This is a genomic window from Pseudomonas sp. MWU16-30316 (assembly GCF_020515645.1).
GTDB classification, from domain to species: domain Bacteria; phylum Pseudomonadota; class Gammaproteobacteria; order Pseudomonadales; family Pseudomonadaceae; genus Aquipseudomonas; species Aquipseudomonas cerasi.
Window position 1 is genome coordinate 246,094 of sequence record NZ_JAIZAZ010000004.1, and the last position, 20,532, is coordinate 266,625.

The following is a 20,532-nucleotide window of genomic DNA, read 5'->3' on the forward strand; positions in this document are numbered from 1 at the left end:
AACCGTGAGCAATTCGGAATTTCCCCTTTTCGACAGGTAGAACTGATATGGATGATAACAAAACCGACTCCGCGTTGATCACAGGCCAAGACAGCCTGCGGGTTTTCGAAGGTCTCAATCGTGGCCTGTCGCGGCGCGATGCGTTGCGCATGCTGGGTGTTGCAGGTGTGGTTGCGGCGGGCTCCACCAGCCTGTTCGGCGCGGCCGGCAAGGTCTTTGCCGATGACGCGGATGCCCCTGTCAAAGGCAAGCCGGGCGGCCGCATTCGCGTTGCCGGCATGTCCAGTTCTACCGCCGACACGCTGGATCCGGCCAAAGGCGCGCTGTCTACCGACTACGTGCGTCATTTCATGTTCTACAACGGCCTGACCCGTTTCGACAGCCATCTGGTCCCGCACATGGAGCTGGCCGAGAAGATCGAAAGCGACAACGCGACCGTCTGGACCGTGACCCTACGCCAGGGCGTGACCTTCCACAACGGCAAGGCGCTGACCGCTGGCGACGTGGTGTTCTCCCTGTCGCGCCACAAGGACCCGGCCACTGGCTCGAAAGTCCTGCCACTGATGGCACAGTTTTCCGAAATCAAGGCCACCGGCCCGCTGGAAGTGCAGATCACCCTCAGTTCGCCCAACGCCGAGCTGCCGTCGATCCTCGCCGTTTCACACCTGCTGATCGTGCCCGAAGGCACCACCGACTTCAGCAAAGGCATCGGCACCGGGCCGTTCACCGTCAAGGAATTCAACCCTGGCGTGCGCTCGGTCAGTGCACGCAACCCCAACTACTGGAAGCCGGGCCTGCCGTACCTGGACGAGATCGAATTCATCGCCATCAGCGACGAGCCATCGCGGGTCAACGCGCTGCTTTCCGGCGACGTACACATGATCAACGAGGTCAATCCGCGCTCCACCACACGCATTGCCGCCAGCGCCAAACACCGCGTGGTCGATGCACCGTCCGGCAACTACACCAACCTGATCATTCGTCAGGACCAGATGCCCGGCAAGAGCCCGGAATTCACCGAGGCCATGAAGTACCTGCTGGACCGTGAACAGGTCAAATCGGCGGTGTTCCGTGGCTACGCGCGCGTGGGTAATGACCATCCGATCTCGCCAGGCTCGCGCTACTTCAACGCCGACCTGCCACAGCGCGCCTACGACCCGGAAAAAGCCAAATTCCTGCTCAAGAAAGCCGGCATGGAAAAGATCACCATGGCCGTCGCGGCATCGCCTGCCGCCACGGGTTCGGTGGACATCGCCGTGCTGCTGCAACAGTCCGCCAAACAGGCCGGGCTGACCCTCAACGTCAACCGTTTGCCAAGCGACGGCTACTGGTCCAACCACTGGATGAAACACCCGCTGAGCTTCGGCAACATCAACCCGCGCCCCAACGCAGACGTGATTTTCTCGCAGTTCTTCCAGTCCACCGCGCCGTGGAATGAATCCGGCTGGAAAAACGACCAGTTCGACCAGTTGCTGTTGCTGGCCCGTGGCGAAACCGACGACGCCAAGCGCGCCAAAATGTATGGCGACATGCAGGCGCTGGTGAGCCAGAACTGCGGCATCGGCATCCCCGTGTTCATCAGCAATATCGACGGTGTGGACAAGCGTATCCAGGGCTACTCCAGCAACCCGCTGGGCGGCTTCATGGGCTACATGTTCAGCGAGCAGGTATGGCTGGACGCATAAATGCAACGCTGAACCGAGCAGGAGGATGCAGATGAATAGCAACACACTCTGGTTGATCGTGCAGCGCTTCGGCGCGGCGATCGTGACGTTGTTGATCGTTTCCATCGTGGTCTTCGCCATCACGGCGGTGTTGCCCGGAGACGCAGCGCAACAGGCCCTTGGGCAATTCGCGACGCCTGAACAGGTCGCGGCATTGCGTACCCAACTGGGCCTCGATCAGCCAGGTGTGGTGCGTTATCTGCATTGGTTGACCAACCTGCTCGGCGGCAACCTCGGCGAATCGGTCTCCAACGCGATGCCGGTTTCCGAGCTGATTGCCGGACGCTTCCCGAAAACCCTGATGCTGTCGGCCACCACCGCGCTGGTATCGGTGCCGGTCGCGCTGGCACTGGGCATCGGCGCCGCAATGGGCCGTGGCGGTCGCCTCGATGGCGCGCTGAATTTCATCACCCTGTCACTGGTCGCGGTGCCCGAGTTTCTGGTGGCGACGCTGGCGGTGCTGATTTTCGCCGTCAACCTGGGCTGGCTGTCCGCGCTGTCCTACGGCGCCGATGTCAGCTCGCCGTGGCAGTTCATGCGCACGTATGCATTGCCGGTGATGACCCTGTGCTGCGTGATCGTGGCGCAGATGGCGCGCATGACCCGCGCTGCGGTCATCGATCAGCTGGACAGCCCGTATGTGGAAATGGCGCGCCTCAAGGGCGTCAGCCCGGTGCGCATCGTCTTGCGCCATGCCTTGCCGAACGCCATCGGGCCGATCGTCAACGCCGTGGCACTGAGCCTGTCGTACCTGCTCGGCGGGGTGGTTATCGTCGAGACCATCTTCAACTATCCCGGCATCGCCAGCCTGATGGTCGATGCCGTGACCAACCGTGACATGGCCCTGGTGCAGGGCTGCACGATGCTGTTCTGCTCCGCTTACCTTGGGTTGGTGCTGATGGCCGACCTGTGTGCAATTCTTTCCAATCCGAGGCTGAGAACCCAATGACTCAATTCATTGCGAAATCGACGCCTGCGGCGCCGCAGCCGGTGCTTCGCAAAAAGGCGTCCCGTCCGACCTCATGGCTTGGCCTGCTGGGCGCTACGGTGTGCTTCATCTGGCTGATGGTCGCCCTGTTCGGCCCTTGGCTCGCGCCGCATCCGGTGGGCGAAGTGGTCTCCGACAACATGTTCGAAAACATGAGCGCAGCCTACCCGTTCGGCACTGATTACCTGGGCCGCGACATGCTCAGCCGCGTGCTGGTCGGTGCGCGTTTCACCGTCGGTCTGGCATTGATTTCTGCCGTGCTGGCCAGCGGCCTCGGCACCCTGTGTGCGCTGCTGTCAGTGGTCGCGCCAAAATGGCTGGACGAAATCATCAGCCGCCTGATGGACGCGTTCATCTCGATCCCTAGCAAAATGCTGGCACTGATCATGGTCTCGGCGTTCGGCTCGTCCGAAGTGTTGCTCATCTGCACGGCGGTACTGAGCTACACGCCAGGCGCGTTTCGGATCGCCCGCAGCCTGGCGGTGAACATCGAGGCGCTGGAGTACGTGCAAGTGGCGCGCACACGCGGCGAGGGCCGTATCTACATTGCCTGCCGGGAAATCCTGCCGAACATGCTCAACCCGGTCATGACCGACCTGGGCCTGCGCTTCGGCTTCATCGTCTTGCTGCTCAGCGGCATGAGCTTTCTGGGGCTCGGTGTACAGCCGCCTGACGCCGACCTTGGCTCGCTGGTACGCGAGAACATCGGCGGCCTCAGCCAGGGCGCTCCGGCCATCGTGATCCCGGCACTGGCCATCGGCACCCTGACCATCGGCGTCAACCTGTTCATCGACCGGCTGGCCTCGCGGCGCGGCCGTCGTTCGGGAGGGCATTGAGATGAGCCAGTTGATTCGTGTGCAAGACCTGCGTGTGGTTGCCGAGGGCGACCATGGCGAGCTGGAGATCGTCAAAGGCGTCAGCTTCGCGCTGGAAAAAGGCGAAGTGCTGGCGTTGATCGGCGAGTCGGGCTCCGGCAAGACCACCATCGCGCTGGCCCTGCTCGGTTACGCCCGACGCGGTTGCAAGCTGGCTGGCGGGGTGGTTCAAGTGGGCGAGCACGACATGCTCAGCCTGCCCGAAAGCCAATTGCAGGGCCTGCGTGGCAACCGCGTTTCCTACATTGCACAAAGCGCCGCAGCCGCCTTCAACCCGGCGAAAAAGCTGATCGATCAGGTGATCGAAGGTGCGCTGATTCATGGCCTGGGCAGCCGCGCGGATCTGGAAGCCAAGGCTGTCGAGCTATTCCGCGACCTGGCCCTGCCCAATCCGGAAAGCATCGGCCGGCGTTACCCGCATCAGGTATCGGGTGGCCAGTTGCAGCGCGTCATGGCGGCCATGGCGCTGATCAGTGATCCGTTGCTGGTGATCCTCGACGAGCCGACCACCGCACTGGACGTCACCACGCAGATCGACGTGCTGCGCGCATTCAAGCGGGTCGTCCGCGACCGGGGTGCCACGGCAGTCTATGTCTCCCACGACCTTGCGGTGGTGGCGCAGATGGCCGATCAGATCGTGGTGCTCAATGGCGGGCGGATCATCGAACAGAGCAGCACCGCCGAGCTGCTCAAAGGCCCGGCGGATGCCTACAGCCGCAGCCTGCTGGCGGCGGCGCGTCCGGATAAAGTACTGAGTCCGGCCAGCGAAGTGGTCAAGGACAGCACGCTGCTGACCATCAAAGGCCTGACGGCGGGGTATGGCAAAAAAGACCTGCAAGGCATGCCGATGATTCGCGTGCTGGAAGACATCGACCTGACCATCCGCCGTGGTCAGGCCATCGGCGTGATCGGCGAGTCGGGCTCGGGCAAATCGACGCTGGCCCGTGTGGTCGCCGGTCTTCTGGACCCGGCGCATGGCAGCCTGACGTTCGACGGTGCCGACTTGTCCGGCACCCTGGCGGGTCGTACCGAAGAACAGTTCCGGCGCATCCAGATGGTGTTTCAGAACGCCGATACCGCGCTCAACCCGATGCACAGCATCAGCGCGATTCTGGCCCGCCCGCTGAAGATGTATTTCGGCCTGAAGGGCAAGGCCCTGCGCGAGCGCATCGATGAGCTGATGGACCTGGTGCGCCTGCCCCGCGAGCTGGCCGAGCGGCGCCCCAACGAACTCTCGGGCGGGCAGAAACAGCGCGTCAACCTGGCCCGCGCCCTGGCGGCCAAGCCGGACCTGATCCTCTGTGATGAAGTGACCTCGGCGCTGGATACCGTGGTCGGTGCATGCATCCTCGAACTGCTCGGCGAACTGCGCCGCAAGCTGGGGGTTTCCTACCTGTTCATCAGCCACGACATCTCCACCGTTCGCGCGCTGTGCGACGACATCGTGGTGATGTACAGCGGCCACAAGGTCGAAGAGGGCAGCCGCGAAGCCTTCAGCCGAGTGCCATTCCACCCTTACACCGATCTGCTGGTGCATTCGGTGCCGGAATTGCGTCAGGGCTGGCTGGAAACCTGCGGTGTGACCAGCGGCAAGCTGCCGCCCATCAGCGCACCGGCCAACAATCCGGAGCTGTGCACCTTCCTCAATCGCTGCCCGGCCCGCATCGAAGGCCTGTGCAACAAGACCGCGCCGGGTCGTCGCCTGATCGCAGGTGGCAGCGAGATCCTTTGCCACCGCGACAGCGACGAGCTGCAGGCCGTGCAAGAAAACCTGAACCCTGAAACCGTCGGAGCTTACGCATGAATGGCCGTTTTGTGAGACTGGGCGAACGTGAACGCCCGGTCGTGAGCCTGATGGTCGATGGCGCGCCCATCGAGGCATTGCAGGGCGATACCCTGATGGTGGCGTTGCTGACACGCAAGGCCACATTACGCCAATCCGAGTTCGACACCGGGCGCCGTGCAGGTTTCTGCCTGATGGGCGCCTGCCAGGATTGCTGGGTCTGGACCCGCAGCGGCGAGCGGCTGCGCGCCTGCTCCAACGAGGTCCGAGACGGACTCGACATCGTCACCACCCAACCGGAGGCGAAATGGCCACTTCTTCACGGTTAGACGTTCGCAACCCCGGCAGCCCGAGAGTGGTCATCATCGGTGCCGGCCCGGCAGGCACCCGTTGCGCCGAAACCTTGCTGGCTGCAGGCATCAAACCGATTTTGATCGACGAAAACCGGCGTGACGGCGGGCAGATCTATCGCCGTCAGCCAGAGGGCTTCAAGCGCGATTATTCAGCGCTGTATGGCACCGAAGCGGCCAAGGCGCGTGACCTGCATGAAAGCTTCGATCGCCTGCGCACGCAGATCGACTACCGCCCCGACACGCTGGCCTGGAACCTGACCCACGGCGAACTGTGCTGCGCCAGTCAGGGCGTGCACACCGTGGTCGAATACGACGCACTGATCCTGTGTGCCGGGGCCACCGACCGCCTGATGCCGATCAAGGGCTGGCAGCTGGCAGGCACCTACAGCCTCGGCGGCTCGCAGATTGCGCTCAAGTCGCAATCAGTCTCGATTGGCAGTCGCGTGGTGTTCATGGGCAGCGGCCCGCTGCTGTACCTGGTCGCCAGCCAGTACGTCAAAGCCGGTGCCGATGTCGCTGCGGTGCTCGACACCTCACCGTTCGGCAAACGCGTCAGCGCGATGCCCAAATTGCTGGCGCGTCCCGGTCTGCTGTTCAACGGCATGAAACTGCTGGGCCAACTGTACAGCGCCGGGGTGCCGGTGCATCTGGGCGTGCAGCCCGAGGAAATCATCGGCAGCGAACAGGACGGCGTGGTCGGCGTGCGCGTGAAGCTGGCCAATGGCACCTCGCTGAACGTCGATTGCGATGCTCTGGCGCTGGGTTACCACCTGCGTCCGGAAACCCAGCTGGCTGATCTGGCCGGCTGCCAGTTACGCTTCGACGAAGCGTCCGGGCAATGGGTGCTGGCAGTTGATGAAGAGGGGCGTACTTCGGTCAAAGGTTTTTACGCCGCAGGTGACGGCGCGAAGATTCGTGGCGCCGATGCCGCCGAACAGGCCGGTCGACTGGTGGCGATGGCACTGCTGGAGGACCTCGGGCGACCTGTGGATAACTCGCGTCAGGAAGAAGTACGCAAGAGCCTGGTGGCAATGGATCGCTTTCGGGTCGGGCTGGCCGAGGCGTTTCCGTGGCCTGCGGCCCAGGCCGCTGCCTTGCCCGATGACGCCATTGTCTGCCGCTGCGAGATGATCAGCGCCGGTGAGTTGCGCGGCGTCGTACGTGAAAAGGGAGCCTGCGAAGTCAATCGCGCCAAGGCTTTCAGTCGCGTCGGCATGGGCCGCTGCCAAGGCCGCTACTGCTCGCAGGCCGGGGCCGAGGTGATCGCGGCCGAAGCCGGTGTGCCGGTCGAACAGGTCGGTCGCCAGCGGGGTCAGGCGCCGGTCAAACCGTTGTCGATGCTGATCGACGAGGTGGTGTCATGAGGCAGCCGAGAGTCGATGTGCTGATTGTCGGCGGTGGCTTCATGGGCTCGGCGTCAGCCTTCTTTCTGCGCCAGCGCGGCAAGTCGGTGACGCTGCTGGAGCGCGACGTGATCGGCCAGTACGCCAGCGGCGTGAACTTCGGCAACGTGCGCCGTCAGGGGCGGCATCTTGGCCAGCTGGAACTCGCCAACCGTTCCAGAGCGTTATGGCAGCGGCTGCCGGAGCTGATCGGTGAAGACCTGGAATTCCTGCCCAGCGGCCACATGCGCGTCTGCTATCGCGAGGACGAAATAGCCGAACTGGAAGCTTACGCAGCGGCCCCGGAAGCCCGTGAGCTGGACCTGAAAATCTATAGCGGGAAAGCACTGCACGAGCGCTTTCCGTTTCTTGGGCCGGACGTGAAGGGCGGCTCCTACGCGCCACACGATGGCCACGCCAACCCGCGTCTGGCAGCACCGGCTTTCGCCCGCGCGGCGATTCGGGCCGGGGCGCGGATCGAAGAGCGTACCGAAGTGGCCCATGTGGAAAAGGTCGGTCACGAATTCGAAGTCACCACCACTGACGGGCGCATATTCACCGCCGATCAGTTGCTGATCACCGCTGGCGCCTGGGGACAGAAACTCTCCACGCAGTTTGGTGAATCCGTGCCGCTGGACACCCACGGTCCGCAGATGGCCGTGACCGAGCCGGTGCCGTATGCACTGCCGACAGTGATCGGTGTGTTCACCAAAATCCCTCACGAAGTGATCTACTTCCGGCAGATCGCACGCGGCAACATCGTCATCGGTGGTGGTTTTCGCAGCAAGCCGGACATGATCAACCGCCGCGCCTACGTCGAGCCGCGCAGCATCATCAATCAGGTGCAGCAAATGCGTCGCCTGTTGCCCGGCGTCGGCAACCTGAACATCATCCGCGTGTGGAGCGGCATCGAAGGCTACACGCCGGATTCGCTGCCGGTGATGGGTCGCAGCGGCAAGGTCGACGGCCTGTTCTATGCGTTCGGCTTCTGCGGCCACGGCTTCCAGCTCGGTCCGGGCGTAGGCGACGTGATGGCTGAGCTGATCAGCACCGGCGCGACCAGCACCTCGATCAGCCCGTTCGACATTCGCCGGTTTGATGTCAGCCTTGTGGACAACCTCACTGAACAGACGAGTAAAGCCTCATGAGCCCACGCGCACTGGAAATCCTCAAGCGCCTGATCGCCTTCGACACCGTGTCGTCGGAGCCGAACATGGCGCTGATCGAATACGTCCGTGAACTGTTGGCCAGCAAAGGCATCGAGTCGCTGATCGTCAAGGACGAGACCGGCAAGAAAGCCAACCTGTTCGCCAGCACCGGCCCGCGTGATGTACCCGGCGTGCTGCTGTCCGGCCACACCGACGTTGTTCCTGCGGCCGGTCAGGCGTGGACGATGCCGTCATTTCAGGCCACCCTGCGTGACGGGCGCATCTACGGCCGTGGCACCTGCGACATGAAGGGCTTTATCGCCCTGGCTATCGACGCGATGCTCAATGCCGCGGACATGCCCCTGATGCGACCGCTGCAATTGGCGTTGTCCCACGACGAAGAGATCGGCTGTGTCGGTGTGCGGCGTCTGCTCGACGTCCTGCATCTGGCACCGGTACGCCCGTTCCTGTGCGTGGTTGGCGAGCCGACCCTGATGCAGTTCGCTGTCGGTCACAAGGGAAAGGCGTCCTATCGCACCTTCTGTCGAGGCCAGGAAGCGCATTCCTCGCTGGCCCCAAGAGCGGTCAACGCGATTCATCTGGCCAGCGATTTCATCGCCGAGCTGCGCAAGAGCCAGAAGCAGATCGAACAGCAGGGCGCGCGTGACGAGGGCTACGACATTCCCTACAGCACCGTGCACATCGGCCGTATCGATGGCGGCAAGGCGCTGAACATCGTGCCCAACCTGTGCACCATGGAATTCGAGTTCCGCAACCTGCCGGGCGACAACCCCGATCTATTGCTGGAGCAGCTGCGCGAGCGTGCCGAAGTGCTGGTACGTGAAGCGCGACAGCTGTCGGGAGTGGCGGACATCGAGATCGAGGTCATGAACGAATACCCGGCGCTGGAGACTCATCCGAGCGTTGAGGCGGTGCGCATGCTGCATGCGTTTGCCGAGCCGGGCACACAGCACATCAAGGTCTCTTATGGCACCGAGGGCGGCCTGTTCGCCGGGCGCCTGAATGTGCCGGTGGTGGTCTGCGGGCCAGGCTCCATCGAGCAGGCACACAAGCCGGACGAGTTTATCGACGAGAGCCAGATGGACGCGGGCGAGCGGTTTCTGCAGAGCCTGCTGGGGTCTTTGAAGCAGTAGAGGCTGCCGTCCGCAGGCAAATTTCAGCATCGGACGCTGCCGTTATCCTGCTTTCAGCATCCTGGACTGTGGCGTCTGCCTAGACTGGCAGTCATCCCGGAACAGGACTCGATCATGCTCAAGAATCAGTTGAAAGACCCCAGCCTGCTGGCAGACCGCGCCTACGTCGATGGGCAATGGATCAGCGCTGACGATGGTGCAAGCCTGACCATCAACAACCCGGCCACCGGCGAGGCGCTGGCGCAGGTGCCGGCCCTGCAGGGCGTCGAAACCCGGCGTGCCATCGAAGCGGCCGATCGCGCCTGGCCTGCCTGGCGCGCGCGTCCCGCGGCCGAACGCGCGGCGCTGCTGGAGCGCTGGCATCAGGCAATGCTCGACAACGTCGAAGACCTGGCGCTGATCATGACCCTTGAGCAGGGCAAGCCGCTAAACGAGTCGCGCGGCGAGATCCGCTACGGTGCCAGCTTCGTCAAATGGTTCGCCGAGGAGGCGCGTCGCTCGTACGGTGAAACCATTCCCGCCCCCAGCGCAGACCGTCGCTTGATGACCCTCAAGCAGCCGGTGGGTGTCTGCGCCGCGATCACGCCGTGGAATTTCCCCAACGCCATGATCACCCGCAAGTGTGCGCCAGCCTTGGCCGCAGGGTGCCCGATCATCGTCAAGCCATCAGACCTCACGCCCTTGTCAGCCCTGGCGCTGGCGGTGCTGGCCGAACGCGTGGGCATTCCTGCCGGGGTGTTCAATGTCATCACTGGCATGCCCACCGGGATTGGCGAAGAACTGACCGGCAACCCGGTGGTGCGCAAGATTTCCTTCACCGGTTCGACGCCGGTCGGCCGTCTGCTGATGCGCCAGAGCGCCGAACACATCAAGCGTCTGAGCCTTGAACTGGGCGGCAACGCGCCCTTCATCGTGTTTGACGACGCGGACCTGGAACAGGCGGTGACGGGCATCATGCTCAGCAAATTCCGCAACGCCGGGCAGACCTGCGTGTGCGCCAACCGGATTCTGGTGCAAAACGGCATCTACGACCGTTTCGCTGCGCGGCTGGTGGAAGAGGTCGCCAAGCTCAAGGTCGGCAACGGCCTGGAAGAGGGCGTGACCATAGGCCCGCTGATCAACCCGGCAGCGGTCAGCAAAGTCGCCCGGCATATCGACGATGCGCTGAGCCAGGGGGCGAAACTGCTGCACGGCGGCTCTCCCGACGGCACCAGCCAGTTCGTCCAGCCCACGGTACTGGGCGATACCCACGCGGGCATGCTGCTGGCCAACGAAGAAACCTTCGGCCCGGTCGCGCCGCTGATGCGCTTCACAGATGAAGCCGAAGCGCTGGCACTGGCCAACGCCACGCCTTATGGCCTGGGTGCGTATTACTTCACCCAGGACCTGCGTCGCTCATGGCGTTTCGGCGAGGCGCTGGAGTTCGGCATGGTCGGCCTCAACACCGGCATCATCTCCATGGAAGTCGCCCCGTTCGGCGGCATCAAACAATCCGGCCTGGGCCGCGAAGGCTCCAGCTACGGACTGGATGAATACCTGGAAGTGAAGGCGTTTCATGTGGGCGGGTTGTAGCGTTCAGAACGGCGTACCAACGCGGAGCGTCGGCACGATAGTTGAGATTATCGTTCCTCACGCTCCAGCGTGGGGAACGATAATCCAACGCATCAGTAACCCTGGCCGCGATCCACCTGCCCCTGCATCGCTTCACCACGCTCAAAACGGCGAATGTTATCGAGCAGGCCAGGAAAGGCGCTTTCCGGCTGGGTCATGGCCGCCACATGCGGGGTCAGCAGGATCTTCGGGTGGGTCCAGAACGGATGGTCGGCTGCCGCCGGTTCCTGCTGCAGCACATCCAGTACCGCAGCGCTGAGGTGGCCGCTGTCCAGCGCTTCCAGCAAGTCCGCTTCCACCAGATGCCCGCCACGACCCATATTGATCAGCGCGGCACCCTTGGGCAATTGTTCGAAAAGCTGACGATTAAGGATGCCTTCGGTCTGCCCGGTCAGCGGCAGTACACACAGCAAAATGTCGCACTGCCCCAGAAAGGCTTGCAGTTGCCCTTCCCCGGCATAGCACTCGACAGCGTCGATTCGATGCTCGCTGCGCGCCCAGCCCGACAGTTGGAAACCGAACGGTTTGAGGCTCGACAGAATATGCTGCGCCTGCAACCCAAGCCCCATCACGCCCACTCGACGTTGCCTTGCCGGTATCAGCGGGTGGGCTTTCCAGACGCCTTCAACCTGCTGCTGCCGATAACGCAGCATTTCCCGGTGCAGGCTCAGCACGGCAAAGGTTGCGTACTCACACATCCCGTGACTGATGCCGGGGTCCAGCAGACGCACCACCGGCAGCGATTTCGGAATACGGCTCAGGTCCAGCTGGTCCACGCCTGCCGAGAGGGCGAACAGCACTTTCAGGTTGGGCAGCAGCTCCTGCAGATCATCGGGCGCCAGCCAGGCACCCAGATAGTGGATGTCGGCCGGGTCGCCGATGTCCGGCCATACCCTCCATTCAATGTCCGGCGCGTGCTCGGCAAACAGGACGCGCCATCGTTCGGCACGTGCGGGATCGGCTTTGTAGAGCAGGGCGGGCATGGGCATTTCCTGAGCATGAAAGGGGAGCCCCATCATGCCGCAAATGCAAAGCAGGATCTGTCGAAACGCCTGCTTCCTGGCCTCTCCAATGTCCGAAAAGCGCCGCTGCCCGGCAGATTGCATGGCGATTTGCGGGCATGAAGGAATCTGCCGTTTGCAAGGCGAAAAACAGTCGATATGGACATCTGAGGGGGCAAGTTCGGCGTAGATCATTTCGCTGAACGCTTAACCTGAACAGCATCGCAGCCACCCCGCCGGCTGCCTGGCCCACGACAGGTATAACCATGAACAGCAAAGTCGACGAAACCCCTCATCTGCTCCGCCAGCGCGATCAGTTCGTGCCGCGCGGGATTGTCACGGCCCACCCGCTGGTCATCGACCGGGCACAGGGTTCTGAATTGTGGGACGTCGATGGCAAGCGCTATCTGGATTTCGTCGGCGGTATCGGCGTGTTGAACATCGGCCACAACCACCCGAACGTGGTCGCGGCGATTCAGGCGCAACTGACCAAAGTCACCCACGCCTGCTTTCAGGTGGCGTCCTATCAGCCCTATCTGGACCTGGCCAAACGCCTGAGCCATCTCATCGCGGGTCAGAGCGGCATCGATCACAAGGCCGTGCTTTTCACCTCCGGTGCCGAAGCGGTCGAAAACGCGGTGAAAATCGCCCGCGCCCACACCAATCGCCCGGCAATCATCTCGTTCCGCGGCGGTTTTCATGGCCGTACGCTGCTTGGCACCACGCTGACCGGCATGAGCCAGCCGTACAAACAGAATTTCGGCCCTATGGCCCCCGAAGTGTTCCACACGCCGTACCCGAACGAGTATCGCGGCGTGACCAGCGAAGTCGCGCTGGCGGCGTTGCACGAGCTGTTGGCCACCCAGGTCGCACCGGAGCGTGTGGCGGCGATTCTGATCGAGCCGATGCAGGGCGATGGCGGCTTCCTGACTGCGCCGGTGGAGTTCATGAAGGCCTTGCGTGCGCTGACCGAGCAACACGGCATCGTGCTGATTGTCGATGAAATCCAGTCCGGTTTCGGGCGTACCGGCAAATGGTTCGGTTTCGAGCATTCGGGTATCCAGCCTGATCTGGTGACCGTGGCCAAGAGCCTCGCGGGCGGCATGCCGCTGTCGGGCGTGGTCGGGCGTGCCGAGATCATGGACGCACCGCTTCCGGGCGGCCTGGGCGGCACCTACGGCGGTAATGCGCTGTCGTGCGCCGCTGCGCTGGCGGTGATCGACACGTACGAGCAGGAAAACCTGCTGGCACGCGGCGAGCAGTTGGGCGAACGTCTGCGTGCGGGTCTGCTTGCGCTCAAAGAACGTTACGCATGTATTGGTGACGTGCGCGGCACGGGTTTCATGCTCGCCATGGAGCTGGTCAAGAATGACGCGGCACGCAGTCCGGACGCCGATCTTAACCAGAAGGTCATCGATCAGGCGCGTATCGGCGGCCTGCTGGTGATCAAGTGCGGCGTGTACCGCAACGTCCTGCGTTTCCTGGCCCCACTAGTGACCACCGAGCAGCAGATCGATGAAGCACTGGGCATTCTCGACGCTGCCTTGGCACGAGTATTGAAGTCCAGCTGAGCGCAAGCGTGGTCGCGGCCGTCGCGAGACGCTGCGACCACCCGCGCTGGGGATCATTGTTGAATGGAGACGTTGCCTGCCATGGGGCTTATTGATTACCGCGCACTGCTGATCGATTGTGATGAAGTGCTGGTGGACCGTGATTCAGGTGTCTGGGCGGCGTTGCAGCCGTTGCTGGAAAACGGCCTGAATACACCGGAGAAAGATCAGGTGCTGACCGAGTTCAATGACGTGGTCCGCACCTTGTATCCGCGCTTCGACGAACTGGGTTTCAGCGGGCTGCTGTGCTTTGCGCATCGACAGCTGGCCGAACGCCTGGGGATCAAGGCGAGTTGGGAAGAGGGCATGACCTTCGCCCGCTCGGTGCCGAACTGGACGCTGTTCGAGGATGCGCCCGGCGCGATGCTCTACCTGCGCAAGTTCTATCGATTGCTGGTGTACGCCGACCGCGACCTGCAGGATCGCGGTGTGCTGTGCGAACGACTGGGGCTCGAGCCCGACAGCCTGCTGTCACTGACCACCCACCCGTTGGGCGACACGGCGTGGCTTGCCGACATGGATCTGGAGCCGCGTGACACCCTGATAGTGTCACGCCCTCCGGCCTCGGCGCTGAGCACTGGCGGGCTGTGCCTGATCCGCCGCAGCCGTGAGCAACACCGTCAGCCATGCACCGCCGACCTGTGCATCAACAGCATGGCCGATCTGGTCGCTCAGCATCAGCTGTCTTTACGGCGCTGATTTTGCTAGAAGGTAGGCACCGTGAATGGCAATACAAGAGGTAGGTAATGGAAGGCTTGGTCAAACTGGATCGGATTGATATCAATATTTTGGTAGAACTCCAGAAAGACGGGCGCATGACCAACGTCAGCCTGGCCGATGCCGTCGGACTTTCCGCGAGCCCTTGCCTGCAACGCGTCAAACGTCTGGAGTCGGCAGGTTACATTTCCAGCTACAAGGCGCACCTCAATCTGGCCAAGATCACCGAATCGGTCACCGTGTTCACGGAGATCTCCCTCAGCGACCACAAGCGCGAAGACTTCGCCAAATTCGAAGCCAACATCCGTCACGTCGACGAAGTGCTGGAATGCCACCTGATCAGCGGCGGCTACGATTACCTGGTGCGCTTCATGACCCGCAGCATTCAGCATTATCAGGAAGTGATCGAAGAGCTGCTGGACAAGAACATCGGCATCTCCAAGTACTTCAGCTACATCGTCATCAAATCCCCGGTCATGAAAGACGGCGTACCGCTGCGCAAACTGTTGCGCCACTGAAGCTTCAGCCAAGAGGACACGGAGCGTCCGGAACGGCATACCCACTTCAGAGCATGGGCACGAGGGCCATGTGGATTGTGGGAGTGACCGGGACGGCGATCTGCATTGCTTCGAAGGCGGTGGTTAAAGCGACCTGATACCAAGGCTGACTGGCCTCTTCGCGAGCAAGCTCGCTCCCACAGGATGTGTGTATCGCGCTGAGCCACGATGGTGTTTGCCCGGACACCTCGCGCGCCACCCTCTCCGCGATCTCCCTGACACCTATCGTTCCTCACGCTCCAGCGTGGGAATGCCTTGCGTGACGCTCCGCGTCACAGATCTGCGCAGCACCGCATACGCAGCCGTGAATACCGGGCAAAGAATATGTATTTCTGAAATTCTGGCATAGGGCTACTATCCGGACGGCACTTTGGCCGGGCTTTTGCTCATGCAGATTTGAAAACCGGCAGGAGCCCCTGTCGCCATGGATTTCAAAAGGATGTGTTCGATGCCCGTAGCCCCTCGTTTCCTTGACCATTACCGCAAGGCCGACCGGATCATGCTGGGTCTGATCTGGCTGTTGTTCATCTACGCACTCGGGTTGGCGTTCTGGTTCGACACCTTCACCCAGGCAGTCGTCGTCGGTGGCGGCACCGCGGTGGTGCTGACCGGGCTGTATCGGGCCATCGGCGGCACCCGATTGATGCGTTGCTGCTTCGGTGTGGGCCTGATGGTCATGACCGCGCTGCACATCAATCAGACCCACGGGCAGGTCGAGATACATTTCGGCATCTTCGTCCTGCTGGCAGTGCTGACCTTCTACCGCGACTGGCTGCCGATTCTGGTCGCTGCCGTCACCATCGCTCTCCACCACATCGTTTTCCATGCCTTGCAGCACTCCGGCTTCCCGGTGTACGTCATGCACCACGGCTTCGGCTGGAGCATGGTGCTTGTGCATGCGGTGTATGTAGTCGTTGAAAGCGCGATTCTGGTTTACCTGGCCGTGCAGAATCAGGCCGAGGCGGTCGAGAATCAGGACATGCTGGACCGGATGCTGGCCACCACCAACCAGTTCTCTACCGATAGCCAGTCCAGCGAGCGCTCGGGCAAACATGTCTCGCTGGCTCAACGTTTCGAGCAGTTTCTGGCGCAGATCACCAGCCTGGTCGACGGTGTGGTACGTGACACTCGCGGGCTGGGCGAACTGGGTCATGACCTCGCCAAGGCCAGTGGTACGCTGGAAACCGGTGCGCAGCATCAGCTCAGTGAAATCGCCCGCATGACCAGCGCCATGCAGCGCATGGGCGAAGCCATGAACGATATCTCCAGCCACGTCGCGCAAGCTGTGCAGCGGGCCGGTGACGCCAGCGATCAGGTCGCCCACGGGCGCGACAGTGTCGACCGTGCACAGAGCGAAATCACTCAGCTTGCCGCACGCATCACGACCACCGATGAAACCGTACAGGCCCTGGCCAACCAGTCAGAACAGATCGGCAAAGTGCTGGACGTGATCGGCAGCATTGCCGAGCAGACCAACCTGCTGGCCCTCAATGCTGCAATCGAAGCCGCCCGCGCCGGTGAGCAGGGCCGAGGCTTTGCGGTGGTGGCGGACGAGGTGCGCAACCTCGCGCAGCGCACAGCGTCGTCGACCAAGGAAATCCAGACCATCATCGAAGACCTGCAAAAAGGCAGTCGTCAGGCCGCTACGGCCATGAACGACAGCCTGCAGGGCGTCGGGCGTTGTGTCGAGGACAGCCAGCGCGCTTCGGAATCCTTGCGCGCGGTCGGCGAAGGCATCGGCCATATCACCCAGCTCAACGGCCTGATTGCCACGACGACCGAACAACAGTCCGCCGTCAGCCGGGAAATTGCCGATCAGCTGCGCTCGGTACAGACCATCGCCGAGCACACCGCTGCCAATATCGGTGTGTTGGCGACCAGCAGCCAGAGCCTGTCGCCGCTGGCCATTCGCCTGGAAGCGCTGGGCCAGAGCTTTCACGCGTAGCTTTCGGGCTCAGGCAAACACCAGCCCCGACGAGCGCAGCAGTTCCTGAGTGTAGGCCTGCTGCGGTGCGGCGAAGATCTCGCGGGACGGGCCCTGCTCGACCACCTTGCCGTCCTTGATCACGATCAGATCATGGGCCAGGGCGTGAACCACCGCCAGGTCATGGCTGATGAACAGGTACGTCAGACCGCGACGGATTTGCAGGTCACGCAGCAGGGCGACGATTTGCTTTTGCACGGTCCGGTCGAGCGCCGAGGTCGGCTCGTCGAGCAGGATCAGATCCGGTTCAAGCACCAACGCCCGTGCGATGGAAATACGCTGACGCTGACCGCCGGAAAACTCGTGCGGGTAACGATGCCGGGTGGCCGGGTCCAGGCCGACTTCCTGCAACACGCCGATCACCGTCTGTTCCCGCTCTTTCGGCGTACCTATGTTGTGCGTCACCAGGCCCTCGGCAATGATCTGTTCCACGGTCATGCGCGGGCTGAGGCTGCCGAACGGGTCCTGAAACACCACCTGCAACTGGCGACGCAACGGGCGCATCAGGTGCTGACTATGCAGGCTCAGTTCCTTGGTGCCGAAGCGTATGCTGCCCTCTGAATCGACCAGGCGCAAAATCGCCTGACCCAAAGTCGATTTACCCGAACCCGACTCGCCGACAATGCCCAGCGTCTTGCCCTTGAGCAGCTCGAAACTCACCCCGTCCACCGCCTTCACATACTGCGGCTCACGTTTGAACCAGGCCTTGCCCAGCGGGAACCAGACCTTCAGGTCCTGCACCGACAGCAGCGTGTTGCTGTGCGTGGACGGCACCGGTTCGCCATCCGGCTCGGCATTGATCAGCAGGCGGCTGTAAGGGTGCTGCGGACTGTCGAACAGGGTCTGGCAATCGGCCTGCTCGACAATCTCGCCCTCACGCATCACGCAGACCCGCTGAGCGATGCGCCGCACCAGATTGAGGTCGTGGCTGATCAGCAGCAGCGACATGTTCAGCCGCTGTTGCAGGGACTTGAGCAATTCCAGGATCTTCACCTGCACGGTCACGTCCAGCGCGGTGGTCGGCTCGTCGGCGATCAGCAGATCCGGCTCGTTGGCCAGCGCCATGGCAATCATGATGCGCTGCCGCTGCCCACCCGACAGTTGATGCGGATACGCCTTGAGACGTGACAGCGGGTCACGAATGCCGACCAGTTCCAGCAGTTCCAGGGTTCGGCTCAGCGCGGCCTTGCCCTTGAGGCCCTTGTGGGTCACGAGGATTTCGCCGATCTGTTTTTCGACCGTGTGCAGCGGGTTCAGCGAACTCATGGGCTCCTGAAAAATCATCGCCACGCGGTTGCCGCGCAGACTGCGCAACTGCTTGTCGCTGGCGCTGACCAGATCCAGCCCGTCGTAACGAATCGAGCCTTGGGTGCTGACGGTTTTCGCCGGCAACAGACGCAGAATCGAATGCGCCGTGACCGACTTGCCCGAGCCGGATTCGCCCACCAGCGCCAGGCATTCGCCACGGCGGATGTCGAGGCTGACGCCATGCACCACTTCGCGGCCGTTGAAGGCGACCCGCAGGTCGCGAATTTCAATCAGGATGTCTTGCATGTCAGCTCCGAGGATCGAACGCATCGCGGCAGGCTTCGCCGATGAACACCAGCAGAGAAAGGATCAAGGCCAGCACCACGAACGCGGTCAGCCCCAACCAGGGCGCCTGCAGATTACGCTTGGCCTCGCCGATCAGCTCGCCCAGCGACGCACTGCCCGCCGGCATGCCGAAGCCGAGAAAATCCAGCGCAGTGAGGGTGGCGATGGCGCCGGTGATGATGAACGGCAGGTAGGTCAGGGTGCTGGTCATCGCGTTGGGCAGGATGTGCCGCCACATCAGCGCAGCGTCGGTCAGGCCCAGTGCGCGGGCGGCTTTGACGTATTCCAGATTGCGCCCGCGCAGGAACTCGGCACGCACCACGTCAACCAGCGACAGCCAGGAGAACAGCGCCATGATCCCCAGCAGCCACCAGAAACTGGGGGACACGAAGCCGGACAGAATGATCAGCAGGTACAGCACCGGCAGCCCCGACCAGATCTCCTGAATGCGCTGGCCGATCAGGTCGGTCATGCCGCCGTAGTACCCCTGAATCGCCCCGGCACACACGCCGATCACCGTGCTGATCGCGGTCAGCAGTAACGCGAACAGAATGGAAATCCGCGCGCCGAACAACACCCGCGCCAGCACATCACGGGCCTGTTCATCCGTGCCCAGCCAGTTGATGTGGTCCGGCGGGCTGGGCGATGGCGCGTCCAGGTCGTAGTTGATGGTGTCGTAGCTGAACGGGATCGGCGCGAACAGCATCCAGCCGTTTTTTGCCGCGATCAGCTTGCGCACATAATCGCTGGCATAGTCCGGCTCGAAAGGCAGCTCGCCGCCGAAATCGGTTTCCATGTAGGTGTGCAACACCGGGTAATACATCTGCCCGTCGTAGCTGACCAGCAGCGGCTTGTCGTTGGCGATCAGTTCGCCGCACAGGCACACCAGCATCAGGCCGATGAAGATCCACAGCGACCACCAACCGCGACGGTTGGCCTTGAACAGGTCGAAGCGACGCCGGGTCTGGGGAGAGAACTCGAACATCAGGCGCTCCTCGCGGAAAAGTCGATGCGTGGGTCTACCAGCGTGTAACACAGGTCACCGATCAGTTTGATCAGCAGGCCGAACAGCGTGAACAGAAACAGCGTGCCGAATACGATGGGGTAGTCGCGCGAGACGGCAGCTTCGTAACTCATGCGCCCCAAACCATCGAGGCCGAAGATGGTTTCGATCAGCAGCGAGCCGGCGAAGAACACCTCGATCAAGGCCTGCGGAATACCGGCGATCACCAGCAACATGGCGTTGCGAAACACGTGGCCGTACAGCACGCGATGCTCGGTCAGGCCCTTGGCGCGCGCCGTGACTACGTACTGGCGGCTGATCTCGTTGAGAAAGCTGTTCTTGGTGAGGATGGTCAGCGTGGCGAAGCCGCCGACTACCAGCGAGCTGACTGGCAACACCAGGTGCCACAGATAGTCCTTCACCTTGCCCCAGGTGCTCAGGTTGTCGAAGTTGTCCGAGAACAGCCCTTGCGCCGGAAACCAGCTCAGGTAACTGCCTCCGGCAAACACCACGATCAGCAGAATGGCGAACAGAAACGCGGGCGTGGCGTAACCGATGATCACCAGCGTGCTGCTCCAGACATCGAACGCGCTGCCGTGCCGCACCGCCTTGCGAATGCCCAGCGGGATGGAAATCAGGTAGGTGATCAGCGTCGCCCAAAGCCCGAGGGACAGCGACACCGGGAGCTTTTGTGCAATCAGTTCGGTGACCGGCGCACCACGAAAGAAGCTGGTGCCGAAGTCCAGCTGTGCGTAATTCTTGAGCATCAGCCAGAGTCGTTCGTGCATCGGTTTGTCGAAACCGTAATGTTCCTTGATCTGCTCGATCAGCACCGGGTCCAGCCCGCGCGTACTGCGGCTGGCGGTGCCGCTTGCGGCTACTTCGCCCCCGCCGCCGCCCACACCGTTGGGGCTGAAGCCCTGAATGCGCGCGATGGCCTGCTCGACCGGTCCGCCGGGAGCGGCCTGCACGATCAGGAAATTCACAATCAGAATGGCCAGCAGCGTGGGAATGATCAGCAGCAGGCGTCGAATCACATAAGCCAGCAT

General features: G+C 62.5%; 17 protein-coding genes. 13 read left to right on the forward strand and 4 right to left on the reverse strand.

What is annotated here, in order from left to right:
* Positions 1-47: 47 nt before the first annotated feature.
* The 9 genes from LCH65_RS15840 (at position 48) to LCH65_RS15880 (ending at position 10,979) form a co-directional block, all read left to right on the forward strand.
* Positions 48-1,685, forward strand: a complete 1,638-nt coding sequence (locus LCH65_RS15840; protein ID WP_226439611.1) for an ABC transporter substrate-binding protein — start codon at positions 48-50, stop codon at positions 1,683-1,685.
* A 31-nt stretch (positions 1,686-1,716) separates the two neighbouring features.
* A complete protein-coding gene (locus tag LCH65_RS15845; protein ID WP_003367584.1) occupies positions 1,717-2,673 on the forward strand; it encodes an ABC transporter permease in 957 nt (318 codons plus the stop codon).
* Positions 2,670-3,548: an ABC transporter permease gene (locus LCH65_RS15850; RefSeq protein ID WP_096120171.1), complete on the forward strand. Its 879-nt coding sequence runs from the start codon at positions 2,670-2,672 to the stop codon at positions 3,546-3,548. The genes LCH65_RS15845 and LCH65_RS15850 overlap by 4 nt, the downstream gene beginning before the upstream one ends.
* 1 nt (position 3,549) lies before the next feature.
* Positions 3,550-5,391 (forward strand): ABC transporter ATP-binding protein, encoded by a 1,842-nt coding sequence (locus LCH65_RS15855; protein WP_226439612.1) that lies wholly within the window; start codon positions 3,550-3,552, stop codon positions 5,389-5,391.
* Positions 5,388-5,699, forward strand: coding sequence for a (2Fe-2S)-binding protein (locus LCH65_RS15860; protein ID WP_003367589.1), 312 nt, complete (start codon positions 5,388-5,390; stop codon positions 5,697-5,699). The genes LCH65_RS15855 and LCH65_RS15860 overlap by 4 nt, the downstream gene beginning before the upstream one ends.
* Positions 5,678-7,087 (forward strand): FAD-dependent oxidoreductase, encoded by a 1,410-nt coding sequence (locus LCH65_RS15865; RefSeq protein ID WP_072365218.1) that lies wholly within the window; start codon positions 5,678-5,680, stop codon positions 7,085-7,087. Before LCH65_RS15860 ends, LCH65_RS15865 begins: the two co-directional genes overlap by 22 nt.
* Positions 7,084-8,253, forward strand: a complete 1,170-nt coding sequence (locus LCH65_RS15870; RefSeq protein WP_060708494.1) for an FAD-binding oxidoreductase — start codon at positions 7,084-7,086, stop codon at positions 8,251-8,253. The genes LCH65_RS15865 and LCH65_RS15870 overlap by 4 nt, the downstream gene beginning before the upstream one ends.
* Positions 8,250-9,407, forward strand: a complete 1,158-nt coding sequence (gene argE / locus LCH65_RS15875; RefSeq protein WP_226439613.1) for an acetylornithine deacetylase — start codon at positions 8,250-8,252, stop codon at positions 9,405-9,407. The genes LCH65_RS15870 and argE overlap by 4 nt, the downstream gene beginning before the upstream one ends.
* A gap of 114 nt (positions 9,408-9,521) precedes the next feature.
* Positions 9,522-10,979, forward strand: a complete 1,458-nt coding sequence (locus LCH65_RS15880; RefSeq protein WP_226439614.1) for an NAD-dependent succinate-semialdehyde dehydrogenase — start codon at positions 9,522-9,524, stop codon at positions 10,977-10,979.
* A 92-nt stretch (positions 10,980-11,071) separates the two neighbouring features.
* Here the strand turns inward: LCH65_RS15880 and LCH65_RS15885 are convergent, their stop codons facing one another.
* Positions 11,072-12,001 carry a glyoxylate/hydroxypyruvate reductase A gene (locus tag LCH65_RS15885; protein WP_003435065.1) on the reverse strand — a complete coding sequence of 310 codons (930 nt, stop codon included), beginning with the start codon at positions 11,999-12,001 and terminating at the stop codon, positions 11,072-11,074.
* A gap of 284 nt (positions 12,002-12,285) precedes the next feature.
* Between LCH65_RS15885 and gabT the strand changes: the two genes are divergently transcribed.
* The 4 genes from gabT to LCH65_RS15905 all read left to right on the forward strand — a co-directional run bounded on the left by gabT (position 12,286) and on the right by LCH65_RS15905 (position 16,848).
* On the forward strand, positions 12,286-13,590 hold the full coding sequence (gene gabT, locus LCH65_RS15890) for a 4-aminobutyrate--2-oxoglutarate transaminase (protein ID WP_054082330.1): 1,305 nt from the start codon (positions 12,286-12,288) through the stop codon (positions 13,588-13,590).
* 81 nt (positions 13,591-13,671) lie between these two features.
* Positions 13,672-14,328 carry a hypothetical protein gene (locus LCH65_RS15895; protein ID WP_003435070.1) on the forward strand — a complete coding sequence of 219 codons (657 nt, stop codon included), beginning with the start codon at positions 13,672-13,674 and terminating at the stop codon, positions 14,326-14,328.
* A 47-nt stretch (positions 14,329-14,375) separates the two neighbouring features.
* Positions 14,376-14,864 (forward strand): Lrp/AsnC family transcriptional regulator, encoded by a 489-nt coding sequence (locus tag LCH65_RS15900; protein ID WP_002555947.1) that lies wholly within the window; start codon positions 14,376-14,378, stop codon positions 14,862-14,864.
* Positions 14,865-15,351: 487 nt separating this feature from the next.
* Positions 15,352-16,848 (forward strand): methyl-accepting chemotaxis protein, encoded by a 1,497-nt coding sequence (locus LCH65_RS15905; protein ID WP_003435073.1) that lies wholly within the window; start codon positions 15,352-15,354, stop codon positions 16,846-16,848.
* A gap of 9 nt (positions 16,849-16,857) precedes the next feature.
* Here LCH65_RS15905 and LCH65_RS15910 read toward each other — a convergent pair whose 3' ends face one another.
* From LCH65_RS15910 to yejB, 3 genes are read right to left on the reverse strand one after another with little or no spacing between them, the layout of a single operon-like run.
* Positions 16,858-18,441, reverse strand: a complete 1,584-nt coding sequence (locus LCH65_RS15910; protein ID WP_122265943.1) for an ABC transporter ATP-binding protein — start codon at positions 18,439-18,441, stop codon at positions 16,858-16,860.
* A 1-nt stretch (position 18,442) separates the two neighbouring features.
* Entirely contained in the window at positions 18,443-19,465 is a 1,023-nt protein-coding gene (locus LCH65_RS15915) for an ABC transporter permease (protein ID WP_003435077.1), read from the reverse strand.
* Complete coding sequence (gene yejB / locus LCH65_RS15920; RefSeq protein ID WP_122265942.1) at positions 19,465-20,532, reverse strand: microcin C ABC transporter permease YejB; 1,068 nt, start codon at positions 20,530-20,532, stop codon at positions 19,465-19,467. Before yejB ends, LCH65_RS15915 begins: the two co-directional genes overlap by 1 nt.